The organism is Paenibacillus rhizoryzae, assembly GCF_059686995.1.
The window spans coordinates 582,020-602,276 of the sequence record NZ_JCAALT010000003.1; the positions used below are offsets into that span (position 1 = coordinate 582,020).

Genomic DNA, 20,257 nt, shown 5'->3' on the forward strand with positions numbered 1-20,257 from the left:
TTTGCAAGAGAAAGGCAGATTCTAAAGATGAGAAATCGTTTAATTACGGTGACCATCGTCATCGTCCTTCTGTTGTTCGGCGCCTTCACATTGAAGCATGCCTCGTTCGGTAAAACAACCGAAACGTTCAGCAGCGCTACACTCAAAGTCGGGTCATCAGGAAAAGACGTCACAGAGCTGCAAGGCCGGTTGAAAGCGCTTGGCTACTTCGACGGCAAAGTTGACGGAGTTTTCGGGACCAACACGAAAAAAGCAGTCACCTGGTTTCAATGGAAGTTTGGCCTGAAATCCGATGGGGTTGTCGGCGCGAAGACGAAATTGAAGCTATGGGAAGCAACGAAGAATTGGAAACCGACCGCAGCAGATACAAGCGGCGGCAGTGCCAGTGGATCGAGCGGTAATAAGGAAACATCGGGATCGGATGTAAACAAGTCCAATAACCTGGGCCTTTCTGCGAACGATCTCAAGCTGATGGCAAATGCCGTGTACGGCGAATCTCGCGGAGAACCGTTTATCGGACAAGTCGCAGTGGCAGCCGTTATTTTGAATCGCGTGAAGTCGCCAAGCTTCCCGAATACGGTTTCCGGTGTTATTTTTCAACCGGGTGCTTTCACGGCAGTGGCCGATGGGCAAATTTGGTTGACGCCAAATGAGAACGCGAAGAAAGCGGTACAGGATGCGATCAATGGCTTAGATCCGACCGGCGGATGTCTCTATTACTTTAATCCGGAGACTGCAACATCCAAATGGATATGGTCTCGTCCACAAGTGAAAACGATCGGAAAACATATTTTCTGTATGTAGTAATTGAGGAGCAGCCTGCAGATCGACGCGGGTTGCTTCTTCCATTTCCGATCGGGTAGAATGGAATAGATCCTAGGAAATTGGAATAGATTGACTTTATAAACTTGAGCGGAAGGGGGTCGTGTTGCGTGAGCAACTCTCCATTTCAACGAGGACAGCTGAATCGAATCCGATTGCATGTTCTGCCCACACAGCGCTTCAAAACATTTTCCATTTCCTTGTACTGTGGTCTCCCGCTGACGGAAGAGACCGTTACGCCAGTAGCGCTAATTCCATTTGTGCTGCGCCGGGGAACGGCTTCAACGCCGGAGACAATTGAGTTCCGCGAACGTCTCGACGAATTGTATGGCGCAGGCTTCGGCTTCGACGTGTACAAACGCGGTGACGCACAAATCGTCCAGTTTAGAATGGATGTCATCAATGATCGGTTTGTTTCGTCCGAGCAGCCGCTGCTTGGCGAATCTTTGAAACTGTTAGGTGAGGTATTGACCGAGCCTACCTTAGAGAACGGGCATCTTCGCGCCAAATACGTGGAAGCTGAGAAAGAAACGCTGCGTAAGCGACTGGAAGCGATCATTAATGATAAAATCCGCTATGCGGCAGAGCGTTGCTTAGAGGTGATGTGCGAGGATGAGCCTTATCGCCTGCACCCGCTTGGTAAACTCGAAGACATTGCGACGCTGACACCGGAGTCCGTAACAGCCGCTTATCGAGAGTGGCTGTCTAAAGCTGCATTCGACTTGTACGTAGTCGGCGATACTTCGCTGGAAGAAGTGAAAGCGCTCGTAGCCGAGGCGTTCCATCATAATGAGGGAGCACCAGCGGATTATAAACTGCCGGAGATTCGCAAACCCATTAGTCAAGTTCAGACGGTTGTCGAACAAATGGACGTGAATCAAGGTAAGCTGAACCTCGGCCTCCGTATTAATACGGCATACGGGGATGACGATTACCCGGCGGCACTGCTCTATAACGGTATTCTAGGCGGCTACCCGCATTCTAAGTTGTTCCTTAACGTTCGGGAGAAAGCGAGCTTAGCTTATTATGCTTCCTCGCGTTTAGACGGCCATAAAGGCATTTGCACGATTCAATCCGGCATTGAAATCGCTAATTACGACAAGGCGACGACAATCATCAAAGAACAGCTGGAGAGTATGCGAAGCGGCAGCTATAGTGACCTCGAAATGAACCAGACCAAAGCGATGATTGCCAATCATCTGCGGGAGCTTCAGGATTCCGCCAATGAGATGATCGGCTTTGATTTCAATGCGATTCTATCCAAACGCGAGCGTTCCGCCGCACAGCTGCTGGAGCAGGTGCAGGCTGTTACTGCCGAGCAAATTGCAGCTATCGCACACAAAACCGAGCTCGATACGATTTATTTCCTGCGTGACAGGAAGGAGGGCTAAGCCTATGGAAACGTTAGCTTACCCAGGCGTTCAAGAAACGCTGTACCGTGAAATTTTGCCGAATGGTTTAGAAGTAGTCGTGCTGCCCAAAGAAGGGTTCAGCAAGACCTATGCCACATTCTCCACTCGTTACGGATCGATTGATAACCGGTTTGCCGTAGGCGATCAAGCACCGATTTCAGTTCCGGATGGTATCGCCCATTTCTTGGAGCACAAGATGTTCGAAGAACCGACCGGTGATATTTTCGCAACTTTTGCATCGCAAGGTGCTTCGGCGAACGCTTATACGAGCTTCGACCGCACCGTTTATCTCTTCTCGGCTACAGAGCAAATCGATGCGAATTTAGAAACCTTAATCGATTTTGTTCAAAATCCTTACTTCACCGACGAGAACGTCGAGAAGGAGAAAGGGATCATCGAGCAGGAGATCAATATGTATCGCGATAATGCGGATTGGCGCGTTTATTTTGGGCTGATCGATGCCCTCTATCACAAGCATCCGATACATATCGACATTGCCGGAACGGTTGATTCTATCCGTCAGATCACGAAAGAAACACTTTATAGCTGCTATGAAACCTTCTACCACCCATCCAACATGTTCTTGTTTATTGTGGGCGGTGTTCAGGCTGAAGCTGTGATGAAGCTGGTTCGGGAGAATCAGGCGCGCAAAACGTTTGAGCCGCAAGGCCCAATCTCCAGATTCTTCGATCCGGAGCCGGAAACGGTGAAGATTCCGCGCAAGACAGCAGCATTGCCTGTTTCCATGCCGAAGTGCATGATTGGCTTCAAGGAGAATCGCGGCGCTTTGAACCCGGAGGAATTACTTCGCACGGAGCTTGCAACAAAGTTGATGCTCGAAGCGTTACTAGGTTCGAGTGCTCCGCTTTATCACGCGTTGTACGATGATAATCTCATTTCGGATTCCTTTGGGCACGAATTCAACAGCAGTGAGGATTATGCCTTCTCCGTTGTAGGTGGCGAGACTCGCGATCCGGATGAACTCATTCGCAGGCTGCGTGCTGCTATTGAGGAAGCACAGAAAGTAGGATTAAACGAAGAAACTTTTGAACGGACCAAACGCAAAAAAATCGGCGGATATCTTCGTATGCTTAACTCCCCTGAAGCAATCGCCGGTGAATTTACACGCTATCGTTTCCGTGGCGCAGATTTGTTCAAGATGCTTCCTGTCTATGAAAGCATTACGCTCGAAGAAGCAAATGAGCGGCTGCGCAACCATTTTGACTGGAATCGAATGGCTGTATCCATTGTAGCGAAAGAGTCGGTTTGAAAACATTAAAAGAAATGACGGTGCTCGTGACCGGGGGAAGCCGTGGGATCGGAGCGGCCATTGCGCGCCGCTTCGCCGCGGAGAACATGAACGTCGTCATTCATTATAATCAAGCACATGAAGCCGCTAACGAGACGGCTCGCAGCTGTATGCGGCTGGGTGCAGCCAATGTGTTGACCGTTACAGCGGATATTCGTTCCAAGGAACAACTTATTCGTATGCGCGAGAAGCTGGAAGCACGCGGTATGATGCCGGATATCGTCGTCAATAATGCCGGTATAGCCCACTACAGTATGTTAGCAGACGTATCGGAAGAAGCGTGGGACGAAGTCATGAACGTGAATTTAAAGGGTATGTTTCTCTGCACGCAGCTCTTTATGCCCGCGATGATTTCCCAGCGTTTCGGGCGGATCATTAATGTATCGTCCATATGGGGGATGTCCGGTGCTTCTTGTGAGGTGCTGTACTCAACCAGTAAAGGCGGCATGAATGCCTTCACGAAAGCATTAGCCAAGGAACTGGCGCCTTCAGGCGTTACTGTAAATGCAGTAGCGCCCGGGGCTGTCGATACCGTTATGCTGGACAACCTTAATGCAGAAGAGAAATCGGCATTGGAGTCGGAAATTCCCGTTGGCCGTTTTGCACAGCCCGAGGAAATCGCTTCGTTGGTTTATTTCTTAGCGCTGCCGGAGTCCGCATATATCACAGGCCAAATCATTAGTCCAAACGGCGGATGGCTGACTTGATGTTCAAATCCGTATAAGATTGATCCTTTGCGTGTACAATACGGTTGTTGCCGTATAACGGCTAACATGCGAAGGAGGAACAGAAACAATGTCAACTGTCCTTTCTAATTTCGAAACCTGGAAGCACTTCTTGAGCGATCGCGTGGATCAGGCCAAGGGAATGGGATTAAATGAAGACACCATTGCAAATCTTGCCTATGAGATTGGCTCCTTCCTTGGAGAAAAGGTCGATCCCAAAAACGAGCAGGAACGCGCAATCAAGGAACTTTGGGATGTCGGCGACGAGCAGGAACGAAAAACGATTGCTGGCCTAATGGTCAAGCTTGTACAAAGTTCGTAAACCTTCCACGAGAAAAGCCTCCCGAAACGGAGGCTTTTCTGTAATGTTTGCCGGAGGTTGCAGGATATTGACGAATATTGTAGAATAATCTTTTATCACGCATGAATGATTCATTTATCTTTTTACCTATTCCTCCACAAACACGAGGTGTCATAATGGAATTTAAACAATGGTACATGGAATACAGAATACATAAGAACAGACCGGGTTTGCTAGGCGATATTGCGTCCTTGCTAGGTATGCTCGAAGTAAACATTCTTACGATTAATGGTGTTGAGAACCGCACACGCGGCATGCTGCTGCAAACGAATGACGACGAGAAGATTGAAATTCTCGGACGTATGCTTCAGAAGGTCGACAACATTACCGTGCTTAAGCTGCGCGAGCCGAAACTCGTAGACATTCTGGCTGTTCGCCATGGCCGCTATATTGAGCGTGACTCTGATGATCGCAAAACGTTCCGTTTTACGCGGGACGAGCTTGGTATGCTGGTTGATTTTCTCGGTGAAGTGTTTAAACGAGAGGGTAACCAATTAATCGGACTTCGTGGAATGCCGCGCGTCGGCAAGACAGAGTCTATCATTGCGGGCAGCGTTTGCTCCAATAAGCGCTGGACATTCGTTTCTTCCACGCTCCTCAGACAAACCGTGCGCAGTCAGCTATCGGAAGAAGAAATGACGCCAAACAACATTTTTATTATTGACGGGATCGTCAGCACAATTCGTTCAAATGAGAAACATCATGCGCTCTTGCAAGAGATTATGGCAATGCCATCAACGAAAGTCATCGAGCATCCGGATATTTTCGTGAAAGAATCAGCGTATGAATATAGTGATTTTGATTATATTATCGAATTGCGCAATACACCCGACGAGGAAATTTCTTACGAATCGTTTACGATGGGCTTTAACGATTTTTGATGAAATGAGGAGGTGTGGTCATGTCGGATTTGGGTGCCTTGCTTCAGAAGGCGAGGGAACAGCGAAGGCTGTCTCTGGATGACATCCAGGAATTGACGAAAATTCGTAAACGCTATCTTGAAGCGATTGAGGAAGGCAATTATAGTGTGCTTCCCGGTTCATTTTATGTGCGTGCGTTTGTAAAGAACTATGCAGAAGCAGTGGGGCTTGATGCGGATGAAGTTCTTCGGTTGTACAATAAAGAAATACCCTCTAACGTCCCGGAGCAAGTCGTAGAGCCCATTCAACGACCACGCCGCCGCTCTCAGACGCAAGCAAACGATCGATGGGGCAAATGGGGCTTCCGTACGCTGATGTGGTCGTTTCTGCTCTTGATTATCGTGCTTGTTTACATTTATGCGATCAAGCAGCCGAGCAAGGATAATGTGGATTCAGCAGATCAAACGAAGATGACGGATCAGACGAAAGCGCCGGATTACAATCCGGACAAGGATACGGTCAAAAATAATGATAATGCTTCCACGAACGAATCTACCGGCGGCGATGATACTGTGCCCGTAACACCGCCTCCTACGGAGGAGAAGCCAGAGGAACCAGCTGTGCCGGCTACAACGCTGACGCTTGATCGTTCTTCCGGTTCGACGGATTATTACAAGGTAGCACCAGCAGGCGCGCACAAAATCGTGTTTAACGCTACAGGCCGCGCTTGGATCGGGGTTAAAGAGAAAAATAAGAGCGGGAAGTATATTTTGCAGCATCAATTCAATAAAACCGGCGAAACCATTGAGCTTGATATAAACGGACCGGCTTATATCAATGTCGGGCGTGCAGATCTAGTTGAAGTGACGCTTGACGGCGTTGCCATGGACGATGGGAATGCAGCGAATCCGCATCGGATGCAGTTGGACATGGTTGAGGGAGAAGCGGCTAATAAGACTGCTCAGTAGCACACAGAAGGCATTCATCCTGGGAATAGCCGGGAGGAATGCCTTTTCTTGCGGAGTAAGATGCGTTATAATACGTGACAAAGAAAAAGCAAAGGAGCTGCAATGATAGATGGCAGAGAATTCATTTGATATCGTATCGAAGGTTGACATGCAAGAGCTGAACAATGCAATTACACAAGCGGAGCGGGAGATTGAAACACGTTTCGACTTCAAGAACAGCAAGAGCAGCATTGCAATTGAGAAAGAAGATATCGTCGTAGTATCGGATGACGAGTATAAATTGAAGAGCGTCGTTGATATTTTGCAATCCAAAATGATCAAACGCGGTGTTCCGATCAAGAACATGGAATTCGGTAAACTGGAGCCGGCTTCATCGGGTACGGTTAGACAGAAGATCAAGCTGAAACAAGGCATCGAGCAGGATATTTCAAAGAAAATTAATATTCTGATTCGTGATTCCAAGCTTAAAGTGAAAAGCCAAATTCAAGGGGATTCCATCCGCGTAACAGGCAAGAGCCTGGATGATTTGCAAGCGGTCATGGCGTTGCTGCGCGGCGCGGATCTTCAAATTGATCTCCAATTCACGAACTACCGCTAAGCGATTTAGGTACATAAGAAGAGTCCCGGTCCGCAGGCAAAGTCGCGGTGGCTGGGACTTTTTCGTATTTTGACACTGAATATGCCTTGTATTATACTTGTTAAGATAGCTTTACGGAGGGGTTTGGGGGATACAAAATGACAGAACGAGTGAAAGTCGTAACATTGGGCTGTGAGAAGAATTTGGTCGATTCGGAGATTATGTCCGGTCTAATCGATCAACGCGGCTACCAATTGGTGGATCAAGCAGATGATGCCACCGTTATTATCGTGAATACATGTGGATTTATTGATGCGGCTAAGGAAGAGTCCGTTAATACAATTCTGGACATGGCCGAATTCAAGCAAACAGGCCGGCTTAAGGCGCTTATCGTCTCCGGTTGTTTGACACAGCGTTATAAGAAGCAGTTGATGGAAGAAATGCCGGAGATCGACGGTATTGTCGGTACGGGAGATTTCCATCAGATTACGGATATTGTCGAAGAAGCACTTCGCGGTAAACGTCCCGTTAAAGTCGGGAATCCGGTCTTTGACTACGATCAGAAGCTTCCGCGTCTTGTGACAACACCGCGTTACACGGCTTATGTGAAAATCGCTGAAGGCTGTGACAACGCTTGTACTTTCTGTTCAATTCCGATCATGCGCGGTAAGTTCCGCAGCCGTTCGATGGAGTCCATTGTGGCTGAAGTCGAAATGCTGGCTAAGCAAGGCGTGAAGGAAGTCAGCTTGATTGCACAGGATTCCACGAATTACGGTACGGATCTGTACGATAAGTTTATGCTTCCGGAGCTGCTGAATCGCGTGAGCGAAGTGGAAGGCATCGCATGGGTGCGTTTGCACTATGCATACCCGGGCTTCTTCACGGACGAGCTGATTGACACCATCGCTGCCAATCCGAAAGTGTGCAACTATATTGATATGCCGCTTCAACATAGCGAGGATTCCATTCTGAAGAGAATGCGCCGTCCAGGACGCCAAACGGATACTCGCGCATTAGTGCAGCGTATTCGTGCACGTATTCCGGATGTAGCGCTTCGGACTTCCATCATTGTTGGCTTCCCAGGCGAAACCAATGAGGATTTCGAGCGACTGTGCGATTTCGTTCGCGAGATGAAATTTGATCGTTTGGGCGTGTTCACGTATTCAGCGGAAGAGGATACTCCAGCGGTTCGTTTGCCGGATGCTGTTCCTGACGATGTGAAAGAGTGGCGCTCCAATACGCTTATGGAAATTCAGCGCGAAGTATCCAAAGAGCTTAGCGGCAAACATGTCGGCAAAGAGATCGACGTGCTGGTAGAACGCTATGACGGCCGCAGTGATGTATACGTTGGCCGCTCGGAATACGATGCACCTGAGATTGACGGTGAAGTGTTTATCTCGAAATGTAAGGCCGCAATCGGCGAAATTCAAAGAGTGCGTATTACGCATGCTTATGAGTTTGATATGTCCGGGGAGGGGCTCGCGTGAATTTAGCCAACCGCATTACGCTTGTCCGCATCTTTTTGGTGCCTATAATTATGGTGCTGCTGCTGATCAATGTTGATCTCAAGCCGCTCACCTATGATGATTTTTCCATTACTTGGAATCAGATTTTGGCCGCGCTGGTCTTTATCGTTGCAGCGAGCACAGATGGACTTGACGGCTATATTGCACGCAAGAACAAAATCGTCACTAATTTGGGCAAGCTGTTAGATCCGCTGGCAGACAAGCTGTTAGTTGCGGCGGTGCTTATTTCGCTTGTCGAAATGGCTAAGCTTGATGCTTGGATCGCGATCGTAATCATTAGTCGTGAGTTTGCAGTCACCGGCCTTCGCCAGATTGCACTGCTTGAAGGCTCTGTTCTGGCTGCCAGCACGTGGGGCAAATGGAAGACAGCCGTTCAAATTACGATGATTATCGCGTTATTGCTTAACAATTTCCCGTTTGCGTTTCTGGACTTTCCTTTCGATTTGATCTCTAGTTATGCAGCGGCACTCATCACGGTTTACTCCGGTATCGATTATTTTGTGAAAAATAAAAATCTCATTCCGGTAGCCTAAACCGGCATTGAACATGTAGCATCACTTCTTCTGTTCTTCAGGAAGGGGTGATGCTTTGCTTTTCCTCAATCGAGTTTCTATTCCACCTTATACATAGATTGGAGCTGCTGTCATGCGCGCTGAAATTATTGCTGTAGGTACGGAATTGCTTCTGGGTCAGACTGTGAATACGAATGCTACATATTTGTCTCAAGGGCTTGCGGAGCTTGGCGTTGATGTTTATTTTCAAACCGTCGTCGGCGATAATGCCGGCCGGATCCGCCAAGCGATCGAGCTTGCGCGCACAAGAGCCGATCTCATTCTCTTTACCGGCGGCCTTGGGCCGACGATGGACGACTTAACGAAGGACGCACTGGCGGATTATTTGAACCGTCCCATTGAGATCCATCAGCCGTCCATGGACAAAATAGAAGAGTTGTTCAGTTCGCGCGGTATTCATATGGTGGAGAGCAACCGTCGTCAGGCGCATCTGATCGAAGGCAGCGATCCGCTGATGAATGATGCGGGGTTAGCTGTAGGAAATGCGCTTACCTTGGATGGAACGAGCTATGTGCTGTTACCAGGGCCGCCGCGTGAAATGAAACCGATGTTTGATGGGCCGGCTAAAGCGTGGATCAGATCCGTCATGGGGGAAGAGCGCAAGCTGTTCTCGCGTTTGCTTATGTTCGCCGGAATCGGTGAATCCAGCTTGGAGCAGGCCATCATTGATTTAATTGAAGGTCAATCGGATCCGTCGATTGCTCCATATGCCAAAGAAGGCGAAGTCGCCATTCGGATTTCGACGAAAGCATTGGACGAGCAGGAGGCAGAAGCGCGGCTCAAGTCCGCAGAGGAGCAAATTCTTGCACGCGTTGGTACGCATCTGTACGCTCGTGAGGACATTCCGCTTGAGGAAGCCGTCATAAGACAGCTGCGCGCAACCGGACGCTCGCTAGCCAGCGCTGAGAGTCTTACAGGCGGTTTATTCTCGCAGCTCGTGACACAGGTGCCCGGGAGCAGCGGAGAGTTCGTTGGCGGCGTCGTCACGTACACCAATTTAATGAAACATAAATTGCTGAGCATCCCGATGTCGCAGCTCGAAGGAACAGATGCACCTGGTGCAATCAGCGAATCTACCGCGGCGCTTATGGCGGAGCGGGTGCGCGAACTCGCAGACAGCGATTTCGGCGTATCGTTAACCGGTGTAGCCGGTCCGGCCGAGTCCGAGGGGAAACCGGTCGGACTTGTGTATTTTGGACTTTCGGAGCGCGGGAAGCCAACTCAGGTGTTCACGGCGCATCTTAGCGGCAGCAGAGGCATTATTCGACTTCGTGCGGCGAAGTCACTTCTTTATCGGCTGTGGCAGGCGCTATAAGCTAGAATAAATTGCTAATTTAAGCTTGCCAGATGATTAATTTTCGACTATAATCGACATTAGTTAGCGGAAGAACCGTGGCGAAGATTACTTTGCTGCGGTTCTTTTTTTAACGTTATAGACATGTATAAGTTTCCACGATTATATGTCTAGAAGGTCTAAAGGAAGAAACCTGCCGCACCTCTAAAGTGCGGCTATAGCTGTTTCTTCTTGTCTCTCTATTTGGCCAAATGAGAAATAAGAATATATGTTCGCAAAAACGCTTGTCAAAGTGGTAGAAACAAGGTATCATGAAAGTATAAATTATAAGGGATGTGGATTCGTTGGCAGATCGTAAAGCCGCATTAGAAATGGCATTGCGTCAAATAGAGAAGCAATTTGGTAAAGGCTCCATCATGAAGCTTGGTGAATCAACTCATATGCAAGTTGAAACAGTGTCCAGCGGTGCACTTGCATTAGATATTGCACTTGGAATTGGCGGCTTCCCACGCGGCCGGATTATTGAAGTATACGGACCGGAATCTTCCGGTAAAACAACAGTTGCGCTTCATGCGATCGCAGAAGTACAACGTGCAGGCGGACAAGCTGCATTTATCGATGCGGAGCATGCACTTGATCCTTCGTATGCAAGCAAGCTTGGCGTTAACATTGACGAATTGCTTCTGTCTCAGCCGGATACGGGTGAACAAGGCCTAGAGATCGCGGAAGCACTGGTTCGCAGTGGCGCGGTAGACATAGTCGTTGTTGACTCCGTTGCGGCACTCGTGCCGAAAGCGGAAATCGAAGGCGACATGGGAGATTCCCATGTTGGTTTGCAAGCGCGTTTGATGTCGCAAGCACTTCGCAAGCTCTCCGGTGCGATCAGCAAGTCGAAGACGATCACGATCTTTATCAACCAGCTTCGTGAGAAGGTCGGCGTTATGTTCGGTAATCCTGAGACAACACCAGGCGGCCGTGCACTGAAGTTCTACTCCACAATCCGCCTTGATGTTCGTCGTATCGAGTCCATTAAGCAAGGCAACGACGTTGTCGGTAACCGGACACGTATTAAAGTTGTTAAGAACAAAGTAGCTCCTCCTTTCAAACAAGCCGAAGTCGACATCATGTATGGCGAAGGCATCTCTAGAGAGGGAAGCATCGTGGATATCGGCGTTGAGCAGGATATCGTTCAGAAGAGCGGTGCATGGTTCTCCTATAACGGCGAGCGTCTTGGACAAGGCCGTGAGAACGCGAAGCAATTCCTTAAAGATCATAAGGACATTGCGGCTGTGATCGAGAAGCAGATCCGCGAAGCCAGCAACATGGCGGCTGCAGCTGCAGCTGGAACTGCATTCAGCGAGGACGATGAGGACGAGGACGAGTTGGATCTGGATTTGGAATAAACCGATTATGTTCGGTTACCGGGAGAAGCACCTGTAAAGGTGCTTCTCTATTTATTAAGCAAGTGAGTGTGGAAGTGGAGGAGGGACAGAGGTGCTAGTAATTACAGGCGTTGAACAGGACCGGAAATCCAAGCAGCGCTATCATCTGTTTGTCAATGATTCGCAAGAACCGCACACCAGCGTACATGAAGACCTACTGATTAAATTTCGACTGCTGAAGGGCAGAGAAATTCATGCGGATGAGCTGAAGCAGATTGTCGAAGAAGACACCAGGCATCGGGCGTACATTCTTTCTTTATCCTATTTAGGGGCAAGGCAGCGGACGGAGAAGGAGATTAAGCAGTATTTGGCGCGGAAGGAAATTGATCCCGAATCTGCAGAGAAGGCGATCGAGCGTCTGACGCAGGAAGGTTTGGTAAACGATAAACAATATGCCAATATGTATGCTTCTGAACGGATGCGGACTCAGATGAAAGGGCGCCGCTTATTGCAGCAGGAGCTTGTGCAGCGAGGGATCTCCAGAGACATGGCGAAGCAGGCTTCCCAGAAGCTGAATGAGCAGTCAGAGACGGATATCGCTATACGTGCCGCTCATAAGAAATGGCCACATATAAAAGGTGAACCTCGCGAGAAGAAACAGAAATTAGCGGTGTTTCTGCTGCGCCGCGGGTTTCCGATGAATACGGTAAGAGAAGCGGTAAAGGCTGCTGTTCTCGGAATGGAAGATGATGAGGATGGGCATATGCTTGACAATTGATTTTCACAAAAGATAAAATAAGTTTGTATTCTTTATTCTAGAATCGATTTTCCTTCCAAAAATTGATTCGAAACGATTATTTTCGTCAAATTAAGTATGTATGATCGGGTTAAAAACCGGCTAGAAAACCAAATATGTCCCAAGCGTTTGCTTAGGTGAGCAACGAGGAGGTGAGAAAGATGCCAGTAGTGGTATGGATCCTGATCATTCTCGTTGTTGGTGCAATTTTCTTTGGTGTCGGTTATTTTATTCGCAAATCGATCGCCGAGGCCAAAATTTCAAGCGCCGAGCAGGCCGCTAGTCAGATTGTTGACAATGCGAAGAAAGAAGCCGAAGCGCAGAAGAAAGAAACGGTTCTCGAAGCGAAAGATGAAGTCCACAAGCTCCGTACCGAGGCTGAGAGAGATATTCGCGAACGTCGCAATGAGGTACAGCGTCTTGAAAGACGACTGATTCAGAAAGAAGAGTCGTTGGATAAAAAAATAGAAGCGCTGGAACGCAAAGAAGAACAAGTTGCCAACAAAGAGAAGCGGATCGAGGAAACACAGGAACAAATCGATACCCTTTACAAACAGCAGCTTCAAGAGCTTGAGCGGATTTCGAACCTGACGATGGAAGATGCGAAACAAATCATCTTGAACAACGTTGAGCAGGAAGTCCGTCATGAAACTGCACAAATGATTAAAGAAATCGAGCAGCAAGCGAAGGAAGAAGCAGATAAGAAAGCACGAGATATTATCTCGCTTGCCATCCAACGCTGCGCAGCGGATCATGTGGCTGAAACTACGGTTTCCGTAGTAGCATTGCCAAATGAAGAGATGAAAGGCCGCATTATCGGACGTGAAGGCCGCAACATTCGCGCACTGGAAACGTTGACCGGTATCGATCTCATAATCGACGATACACCGGAAGCGGTCATCTTGTCTGGTTTCGATCCAATTCGTCGTGAGATTGCTCGTACATCACTCGAGAAGCTTGTAGCTGATGGACGTATCCATCCGGCACGTATCGAGGAAATGGTAGAGAAATCACGTAAAGAAGTGGATGAACGTATCCGTGAATACGGAGAGCAGGCGACTTATGAAGTTGGCGTGCATGGCTTACATCCGGATCTTATTAAGATTTTAGGTCGCCTCAAGTATCGTACGAGCTATGGTCAAAACGTGCTCAAGCACTCCATGGAAGTCGCTTATTTGACCGGCTTAATGGCTGCAGAGCTGGGTGAAGACCTGACGCTTGCAAGACGTGCGGGATTGCTGCATGATATCGGCAAAGCGCTCGATCATGAAGTGGAAGGCTCACATGTCGAGATCGGCGTAGAGCTGGCGAAGAAATACAAAGAGCATCCTGTTGTTATCAACAGTATCGCGTCCCACCACGGTGATTGCGAAGCAACATCTGTTATCGCAATGCTCGTTGGTGCGGCAGATGCCTTGTCGGCTGCAAGACCTGGTGCACGCAGAGAAACACTCGAAACGTACATCAAACGGCTGGAGAAGCTGGAAGGCATCTCCGAATCATTCGAGGGTGTTGAGAAATCTTACGCGATTCAAGCAGGCCGCGAGGTTCGCGTTATGGTTCAACCCGACAAAATCGATGATACGGAAGCGTTCCGCTTAGCACGTGATATTACGAAGAAAATCGAGAGTGAGCTCGATTATCCGGGGCATATTAAAGTAACGGTCATTCGTGAGACGCGTGCTGTCGAATATGCGAAATAAGTAAATAGCAAGTTACCTGGAAAAGTGGCTGCTTGCAGCCACTTTTCTGGTCTTCACTAGAGAGGTTATGGTGTCATGAACGTATTGTTTATCGGGGATATCGTCGGTAATGTGGGTCGTAACGCGGTCAAGAAAGTGCTGCCGGCACTGAAATCCAAATACAACCCACATATTATTATTGCTAATGGCGAGAATGCAGCAGCGGGCAGGGGCATCACATCAACCATTGTGAAAGAGCTGCTTGAGGCTGGCGTTCACGGCATTACATTGGGCAATCATACATGGGATAACAAAGATATATTTGAATGGATCGATGATCAGCCCAGAATGGTTCGTCCAGCCAACTTTGTGGCCGAAGCGCCAGGCCAAGGTGCAACGGTCATCAAGGCAAACGGTAAAGAGCTGGCGATTATCAATTTGCAGGGAAGAACGTTTCTGCCGCCGATCGATTGCCCGTTCCGTAAAGCGGATGAGCTGATCGAAGAGATGCAGCAGCAAACGAGGAACATCCTGGTCGATTTTCACGCTGAAGCTACTTCAGAGAAAATCGCGATGGGCTGGTACTTGGACGGACGCGCATCCATCGTAGTCGGCACGCATACACATGTGCAAACGAACGATGATCGCATTCTCCCGGGAGGCACGGCCTATTTGACGGATGTAGGCATGGTTGGGCCAAGAGATGGCGTGCTTGGTATGGAACGGAATGCTGTCCTGCACAAGTTCCTAACGCAGCTGCCAACACGGTTTGTGGTGGATGAAGGTGATTGGCATCTCCATGCCATCGCGGTTGAGATCGATGAAGCAACCGGGGCTGCGACGAAAATACAGAAAATACGATTGACAGAAACAGATTGGCTGCTGATGTAGCTGCCAATCTGTTTTTTTATTATCGTTCTATGAAAATTCGCATAATTCAGAATATATTGTGAAGTGAAAGAAGGAATTATTTCACCTCTCTCGAATATCTATCTAAATAGCAGTATTCATCCATCATTCCCGAGGAGGTACTTTCCATGGATGTCTTAAAAGTTTCAGCAAAGTCCAATCCAAATTCTGTAGCAGGAGCGCTGGCCGGCGTATTACGCGAACGCGGCGCAGCTGAATTACAAGCAATCGGGGCTGGTGCGTTGAATCAAGCGGTAAAGGCGGTAGCAATTGCAAGAGGATTTGTAGCACCGAGCGGGGTAGACCTCATTTGCATCCCGGCATTTACAGACATCGTTATAGACGGCGAGGATCGTACAGCGATAAAACTAATCGTTGAGCCGAGATAGAATCCACCCACATAATTCCATCTGAACTCTTCGACCTGTTTACGCTGTAGGCAGGTTTTTTTGCGCGAAAAATAAGTGATACAGGAGAGTGTGTCCATGCCGAAATTAAGAAGTGTGGATTTTCATTGCGATGTTCTGTGGAAGCTGCTTGAAGATCAGTCTTTGTCATTTGAGCAAGATTCGACGAATAAGCTCGATGTCACTTTACCGCGACTTAAACAAGCCGGAGCCGTTCTTCAGACCTTCGCGATCTACGTTCCTGAACGGATGGAGAAATCCATGACTCCTATTCTACATAGTATTGATTTGTTTCATCGTAAAGTACTGTCAGTCCCTGAAATGACCTTCGTACGGACTTCTGCCGATGCAGCCCGGCTCATGAACAATAGCAGCTCAATAGGAGCAATGCTATCGCTTGAAGGAGCAGACGGTCTGCATGGCGATCTGGCGATGCTGCGCATCCTCTACGAGCTCGGGGTGAGGGCGCTGGGGCTGACATGGAACTATGCGAATTGGGGCGCTGACGGGGCAATGGAGCCGCGTGGAGGCGGTCTTACAAAAAAAGGCCGAGCCCTAGTAAAAGAATGTGATAGATTGGGTATACTGTTAGATGTGTCTCATTTGAGTGACAGCGCATTTTGGGAAATGATCAAGGTTTCAACAAAGCCACTGATTGCATCGCATTCAAATTCTCGGAGTCTGTGCGCGCATCCCCGCAATCTTGCGGACGATCAAATTCAAGCGCTCATTGAACGGGGGGGTATGATTGGGATTACTTTCGTGCCGCAATTTGTTGCGTCTCATCATGCCGTCGCCATTGCTGACGTGCTGCGTCACATAGAGCGAATATGTGAGCTAGGCGGAGAAGAGCTGCTCATGTTCGGTTCGGATTTCGATGGGATCGAGTCACACGTACAAGATTTATCCCATCCCGGGGAGCTGTATAATTTGCAGAATGCCCTGCTTGCGCGATATTCCGAAGAGCGAGTGGATGCATTTTTCGCCGGAAATGCTTTGCGTTTTCTGGTAAAGCATCTACCTAGCTGAACGATTAAGGGATTCCCATCTCGCTGTGATATGGGTATAATCGAAAAGAACTATGTGATGAAAACGCATTTACACCTTGCATTTTAGTACTTTGAGTCATAAAATTTATTTGACTGTTGAAAGAAATTTATTATTATTGTTAAAAGATGTCGAAAATATTGCAGGTTCATCAAAAGAGGAGATGGGCGTTTTGATTAGTCAATTGTCTTGGAAAATCGGGGGACAACAAGGGGAAGGCGTTGAAAGTACCGACCGTATTTTCTCGACAGCTCTTAACCGTCTTGGTTACTACTTGTATGGTTACCGTCACTTTTCTTCACGTATCAAAGGCGGTCATACCAACAATAAAATCAGAATCAGCACCAAACCGATGCTTGCCATTTCAGATGATTTGGACATTTTGGTTGCATTTGACCAAGAGAGTATCGACTTAAACGCACATGAACTGCGTGCGGGCGGCGTAGTCGTTGCCGACGCGAAATTTAATCCTGTTCTGCCGGAAGGCATTAATGCACGTCTATTCGCAGTACCGATCACTTCGATTGCAGAAGATCTGGGTACTTCCCTAATGAAAAACATGGTGGCGTCCGGCGCGTCTTGGGCGCTTCTTGGTCTGCCAGTTGATGTATTTAATAAAGCGGTAGAAGAAGAGTTCGGCCGTAAAGGTGCCGCAATCGTTGAGAAGAATATCGAAGCGGTTAAACGCGGTTCGGACTATGTACTAGAGCTGGCTGGCGGTCCTCTGGAAGAGTTCCAGCTAGAACCGGCTGACGGCAAACAGAAGCTGTTCATGATTGGCAACGAGGCAATCGGCCTTGGCGCTGTAGCAGGCGGCTGCCGCTTAATGTCGGCCTATCCAATCACACCGGCTTCTGAGATTATGGAATACCTGATCAAGAAACTTCCTAAATTCGGCGGAACCGTTATTCAAACCGAAGATGAGATCGCAGCGGTAACGATGGCAATCGGTGCAAACTATGCAGGCGTTCGTACGATGACAGCCTCTGCAGGCCCTGGTTTGTCGCTGATGATGGAAGCTATCGGTCTTGCAGGGATGACAGAAACGCCGCTCGTAATCGTAGATACGCAGCGCGGAGGTCCTTCCACAGGCTTGCCGACGAAACAAGAGCAATCCGATCTTAACGCAATGGTATACGGAACACACGGTGAAATTCCGAAGATCGTTATTGCACCGGCTTCCCTGGAAGATTGCTTCTACGACACGATTGAATCGTTCAACCTGTCGGAGCAATATCAAGTACCGGTTATTCTGATGACTGACCTTCAGCTTTCGCTTGGTAAGCAATCCTGCGAAGCGCTGGATTTGAATAAAGTGCCGATCAATCGCGGTAAACTCGTTCGTGACCTGCCTGAGCTTGAAACGAATGAACTGTTCAAACGTTATGAACTAACGGAAGACGGCGTATCCCCGCGTGTTATTCCGGGCGACAAAGGCGGTTTGCACCATGTAACGGGCGTAGAGCATGACGAAACAGGACGTCCTTCGGAAAGTGCCATCAACCGTAAGAAGATGATGGATAAACGTCTTAAGAAGCTTGATGGTATGTATATCCGTGATGCTGTCCGCGCAGATGCTCCCCATAAAGAAGCGGATCTGCTCATCATCGGCATGGGTTCGACCGGCGGTACGATCGACGAGGCTCGTCAACGCATGGAAAGTGACGGCCTGAAGACGAACCATATTACGATTCGTCAAATTCATCCGTTCCCATCGGAGCTAGTGAAGCCTTACCTGCAAAGCGCTGCGAAGGTTGTAGTGCTTGAGAACAATGCAACCGGCCAACTGGCTGATCAAGTGAAATTGCATGCAGGTTACGCGGACAAAATCAAGAGCGTTCTGAAATACGACGGTAATCCGTTCCTGCCTTCCGAAGTGCACAAAGCATGCAAGGAGTTGGTCTAAGAGATGGCTACATTTAAAGAGTTTCGTAATAATGTTAAACCGAACTGGTGCCCAGGCTGCGGAGATTTCTCCGTTCAAGCCGCTATTCAGCGGGCCGCTGCTAACGTTGGCCTAGAGCCTGAGGGCTTGGCTGTAATTTCCGGTATCGGCTGTTCCGGTCGTATCTCCGGCTATGTGAATGCTTACGGTCTTCACGGTATTCACGGCCGCGCATTGCCAATCGCGCAAGGCGTGAAGCTTGCAAACCGCGAGCTGACAGTTATCGCTTCCGGCGGTGACGGTGACGGCTTCGCAATCGGTATGGGCCATACCGTTCATGCCATCCGCCGTAACGTTGACCTTACGTACATCGTAATGGATAACCAAATCTACGGCTTGACGAAGGGTCAAACTTCGCCGCGTAGTGCGGAAGGCTTCAAAACCAAATCGACTCCAGAGGGTTCGATTGAAACAACGCTATCGCCGCTTGAAATCGCAATGTCGGCTGGCGCTACTTTTATCGCGCAATCGTTCTCCAGCGATCTGAAGCAGCTGACTGCTTTGATCGAAGCAGGCTTGAACCACAAAGGCTTCTCGCTGATCAACGTATTCAGCCCATGCGTAACGTTCAACAAAGTGAACACGTATGACTGGTTCAAAGAAAATATCGTAAACCTGGATCAATTCCCGGATTACGATCCAACGAACCGTATCGCGGCTATGAACAAAATCATGGAAACGAACGGCATGCTTACAGGTCTCATCTACCAAAACAAAGAGCGTAAATCGTATGAGGATATGGTGAGCGGCTTCCAGCCGGAAGGTCTTGCAAACCAAGATCTGTCCTTGTCGCAAGAGCAATTCGAGAAATTGGTAGCAGAATTTAAATAATCGCAACGTCCAGCCTATATAGAAGGCATACAGTTCATCTCATGAGCTGTATGCCTTTCTTATCGCCTGGTGCGTTATAGAAGGGTGTTAACAAACCTATGAAAATGGTTCCGGTTGGCGTATCCGCCAGACATATTCATCTTACTCAGGAGCATGTAGAAGCATTATTCGGACAAGGTGCCGAGTTGTCCGTCTTCAAACCGCTATCACAACCTGGACAATACGCAGCTAATGAGACGGTTGAGGTCGTAGGACCGAAGGGAAGCTTTGGCAAAGTCCGGATTCTAGGTCCCGTGCGCAAACGTACGCAGCTGGAAGTTTCCCGTACGGATGCATTCACGCTTGGCATAAATCCGCCGGTTCGCGAATCCGGGGACATCGCCGGTTCAGCTGGCATCACAATTAAAGGGCCTGTAGGTGAAGTTACGATCGAAGAAGGCGTCATCGTAGCTGCGCGTCATATTCACTTCCATACCAGCGATGCCGAGCGTTTCGGAATAGCGGATAAGCAACGTCTGACTGTACGCTTGCAAGGCGAACGCGGCCTAGTGCTTGAGAACGTAATCGCCCGTGTTTCACCGGAGTTCGCTCTTGATATGCATATCGACACGGATGAAGCGAATGCAGCAGGTGCATCTACCGGCGATCAAGCTGAGATCATCGGGTAACCTTCTATAGCTGCTAGCTTGTAAGAGGCAGTCACTCACAAGAGTGAATTGTCTCTTTTTTGTTACATTCTGCCCCCTGCTAGGTTGAACCAAGGTTCATTTTTCTTTATAATCGCCAGCGGGTTTGCTATAATATTGGAATGGACACGTATGGAGGAAGGGCG

At 48.6% G+C, this 20,257-nt stretch carries 20 protein-coding genes; all 20 read left to right on the forward strand.

Going from position 1 to position 20,257, the window contains the following annotated elements; translation table 11 throughout:
* Positions 1 to 27: 27 nt before the first annotated feature.
* The 20 genes from sleB (at position 28) to AC6ESO_RS11795 (ending at position 20,093) form a co-directional block, all read left to right on the forward strand.
* Positions 28 to 804, forward strand: a complete 777-nt coding sequence (gene sleB / locus AC6ESO_RS11700; protein WP_497091449.1) for a spore cortex-lytic enzyme — start codon at positions 28 to 30, stop codon at positions 802 to 804.
* A gap of 128 nt (positions 805 to 932) precedes the next feature.
* Entirely contained in the window at positions 933 to 2,213 is a 1,281-nt protein-coding gene (gene yfmF / locus AC6ESO_RS11705) for an EF-P 5-aminopentanol modification-associated protein YfmF (protein ID WP_497091450.1), read from the forward strand.
* A 4-nt stretch (positions 2,214 to 2,217) separates the two neighbouring features.
* Positions 2,218 to 3,504: an EF-P 5-aminopentanol modification-associated protein YfmH gene (yfmH, locus tag AC6ESO_RS11710; RefSeq protein ID WP_497091451.1), complete on the forward strand. Its 1,287-nt coding sequence runs from the start codon at positions 2,218 to 2,220 to the stop codon at positions 3,502 to 3,504.
* 14 nt (positions 3,505 to 3,518) lie between these two features.
* A complete protein-coding gene (ymfI, locus tag AC6ESO_RS11715) occupies positions 3,519 to 4,250 on the forward strand; it encodes an elongation factor P 5-aminopentanone reductase (protein WP_497091639.1) in 732 nt (243 codons plus the stop codon).
* A gap of 88 nt (positions 4,251 to 4,338) precedes the next feature.
* Entirely contained in the window at positions 4,339 to 4,590 is a 252-nt protein-coding gene (locus tag AC6ESO_RS11720) for a DUF3243 domain-containing protein (protein ID WP_475779588.1), read from the forward strand.
* A 155-nt stretch (positions 4,591 to 4,745) separates the two neighbouring features.
* Positions 4,746 to 5,510 (forward strand): DUF3388 domain-containing protein, encoded by a 765-nt coding sequence (locus AC6ESO_RS11725; RefSeq protein ID WP_090976411.1) that lies wholly within the window; start codon positions 4,746 to 4,748, stop codon positions 5,508 to 5,510.
* A 20-nt stretch (positions 5,511 to 5,530) separates the two neighbouring features.
* Positions 5,531 to 6,457, forward strand: a complete 927-nt coding sequence (locus AC6ESO_RS11730; RefSeq protein WP_497091452.1) for a helix-turn-helix domain-containing protein — start codon at positions 5,531 to 5,533, stop codon at positions 6,455 to 6,457.
* Between the two features lie 109 nt (positions 6,458 to 6,566).
* Positions 6,567 to 7,055 carry a YajQ family cyclic di-GMP-binding protein gene (locus AC6ESO_RS11735; RefSeq protein ID WP_494819089.1) on the forward strand — a complete coding sequence of 163 codons (489 nt, stop codon included), beginning with the start codon at positions 6,567 to 6,569 and terminating at the stop codon, positions 7,053 to 7,055.
* Positions 7,056 to 7,192: 137 nt separating this feature from the next.
* Positions 7,193 to 8,521: a 30S ribosomal protein S12 methylthiotransferase RimO gene (rimO, locus tag AC6ESO_RS11740; RefSeq protein WP_494819090.1), complete on the forward strand. Its 1,329-nt coding sequence runs from the start codon at positions 7,193 to 7,195 to the stop codon at positions 8,519 to 8,521.
* A complete protein-coding gene (gene pgsA / locus AC6ESO_RS11745; RefSeq protein ID WP_494819091.1) occupies positions 8,518 to 9,093 on the forward strand; it encodes a CDP-diacylglycerol--glycerol-3-phosphate 3-phosphatidyltransferase in 576 nt (191 codons plus the stop codon). The genes rimO and pgsA overlap by 4 nt, the downstream gene beginning before the upstream one ends.
* A 112-nt stretch (positions 9,094 to 9,205) precedes the next feature.
* The gene (locus AC6ESO_RS11750) at positions 9,206 to 10,447 is read left to right on the forward strand and encodes a competence/damage-inducible protein A (RefSeq protein WP_497091453.1); all 1,242 of its coding nucleotides are present in this window, start codon (positions 9,206 to 9,208) and stop codon (positions 10,445 to 10,447) included.
* Positions 10,448 to 10,770: 323 nt separating this feature from the next.
* Positions 10,771 to 11,829 carry a recombinase RecA gene (recA, locus tag AC6ESO_RS11755; RefSeq protein ID WP_497091454.1) on the forward strand — a complete coding sequence of 353 codons (1,059 nt, stop codon included), beginning with the start codon at positions 10,771 to 10,773 and terminating at the stop codon, positions 11,827 to 11,829.
* A gap of 91 nt (positions 11,830 to 11,920) precedes the next feature.
* Positions 11,921 to 12,586: a RecX family transcriptional regulator gene (locus AC6ESO_RS11760; RefSeq protein WP_497091455.1), complete on the forward strand. Its 666-nt coding sequence runs from the start codon at positions 11,921 to 11,923 to the stop codon at positions 12,584 to 12,586.
* A 179-nt stretch (positions 12,587 to 12,765) separates the two neighbouring features.
* Positions 12,766 to 14,307: a ribonuclease Y gene (rny, locus tag AC6ESO_RS11765; RefSeq protein WP_494819095.1), complete on the forward strand. Its 1,542-nt coding sequence runs from the start codon at positions 12,766 to 12,768 to the stop codon at positions 14,305 to 14,307.
* 75 nt (positions 14,308 to 14,382) lie between these two features.
* Positions 14,383 to 15,177 carry a TIGR00282 family metallophosphoesterase gene (locus tag AC6ESO_RS11770; RefSeq protein ID WP_497091456.1) on the forward strand — a complete coding sequence of 265 codons (795 nt, stop codon included), beginning with the start codon at positions 14,383 to 14,385 and terminating at the stop codon, positions 15,175 to 15,177.
* A 146-nt stretch (positions 15,178 to 15,323) separates the two neighbouring features.
* Complete coding sequence (locus AC6ESO_RS11775; protein ID WP_028597363.1) at positions 15,324 to 15,584, forward strand: stage V sporulation protein S; 261 nt, start codon at positions 15,324 to 15,326, stop codon at positions 15,582 to 15,584.
* Positions 15,585 to 15,680: 96 nt separating this feature from the next.
* Positions 15,681 to 16,631 carry a dipeptidase gene (locus tag AC6ESO_RS11780; protein WP_497091457.1) on the forward strand — a complete coding sequence of 317 codons (951 nt, stop codon included), beginning with the start codon at positions 15,681 to 15,683 and terminating at the stop codon, positions 16,629 to 16,631.
* 190 nt (positions 16,632 to 16,821) lie between these two features.
* Entirely contained in the window at positions 16,822 to 18,555 is a 1,734-nt protein-coding gene (locus AC6ESO_RS11785) for a 2-oxoacid:acceptor oxidoreductase subunit alpha (RefSeq protein ID WP_497091458.1), read from the forward strand.
* Between the two features lie 3 nt (positions 18,556 to 18,558).
* Positions 18,559 to 19,425: a 2-oxoacid:ferredoxin oxidoreductase subunit beta gene (locus AC6ESO_RS11790; protein WP_497091459.1), complete on the forward strand. Its 867-nt coding sequence runs from the start codon at positions 18,559 to 18,561 to the stop codon at positions 19,423 to 19,425.
* Positions 19,426 to 19,523: 98 nt separating this feature from the next.
* Positions 19,524 to 20,093, forward strand: a complete 570-nt coding sequence (locus AC6ESO_RS11795) for a phosphate propanoyltransferase (RefSeq protein ID WP_497091460.1) — start codon at positions 19,524 to 19,526, stop codon at positions 20,091 to 20,093.
* The last annotated feature ends 164 nt before the right edge of the window (positions 20,094 to 20,257 follow it).

Excerpts from the sequence above, each read along its gene's own strand:
- sleB (WP_497091449.1), top strand. The coding sequence starts at position 28 with ATGAGAAATCGTTTAATTACGGTGACCATCGTCATCGTCCTTCTGTTG.
- yfmH (WP_497091451.1), top strand. The coding sequence starts at position 2,218 with ATGGAAACGTTAGCTTACCCAGGCGTTCAAGAAACGCTGTACCGTGAA.
- ymfI (WP_497091639.1), top strand. The coding sequence starts at position 3,519 with ATGACGGTGCTCGTGACCGGGGGAAGCCGTGGGATCGGAGCGGCCATT.
- AC6ESO_RS11720 (WP_475779588.1), top strand. The coding sequence starts at position 4,339 with ATGTCAACTGTCCTTTCTAATTTCGAAACCTGGAAGCACTTCTTGAGC.
- AC6ESO_RS11725 (WP_090976411.1), top strand. The coding sequence starts at position 4,746 with ATGGAATTTAAACAATGGTACATGGAATACAGAATACATAAGAACAGA.
- AC6ESO_RS11730 (WP_497091452.1), top strand. The coding sequence starts at position 5,531 with ATGTCGGATTTGGGTGCCTTGCTTCAGAAGGCGAGGGAACAGCGAAGG.
- AC6ESO_RS11735 (WP_494819089.1), top strand. The coding sequence starts at position 6,567 with ATGGCAGAGAATTCATTTGATATCGTATCGAAGGTTGACATGCAAGAG.
- rimO (WP_494819090.1), top strand. The coding sequence starts at position 7,193 with ATGACAGAACGAGTGAAAGTCGTAACATTGGGCTGTGAGAAGAATTTG.
- AC6ESO_RS11750 (WP_497091453.1), top strand. The coding sequence starts at position 9,206 with ATGCGCGCTGAAATTATTGCTGTAGGTACGGAATTGCTTCTGGGTCAG.
- rny (WP_494819095.1), top strand. The coding sequence starts at position 12,766 with ATGCCAGTAGTGGTATGGATCCTGATCATTCTCGTTGTTGGTGCAATT.
- AC6ESO_RS11770 (WP_497091456.1), top strand. The coding sequence starts at position 14,383 with ATGAACGTATTGTTTATCGGGGATATCGTCGGTAATGTGGGTCGTAAC.
- AC6ESO_RS11775 (WP_028597363.1), top strand. The coding sequence starts at position 15,324 with ATGGATGTCTTAAAAGTTTCAGCAAAGTCCAATCCAAATTCTGTAGCA.
- AC6ESO_RS11780 (WP_497091457.1), top strand. The coding sequence starts at position 15,681 with ATGCCGAAATTAAGAAGTGTGGATTTTCATTGCGATGTTCTGTGGAAG.
- AC6ESO_RS11790 (WP_497091459.1), top strand. The coding sequence starts at position 18,559 with ATGGCTACATTTAAAGAGTTTCGTAATAATGTTAAACCGAACTGGTGC.
- AC6ESO_RS11795 (WP_497091460.1), top strand. The coding sequence starts at position 19,524 with ATGAAAATGGTTCCGGTTGGCGTATCCGCCAGACATATTCATCTTACT.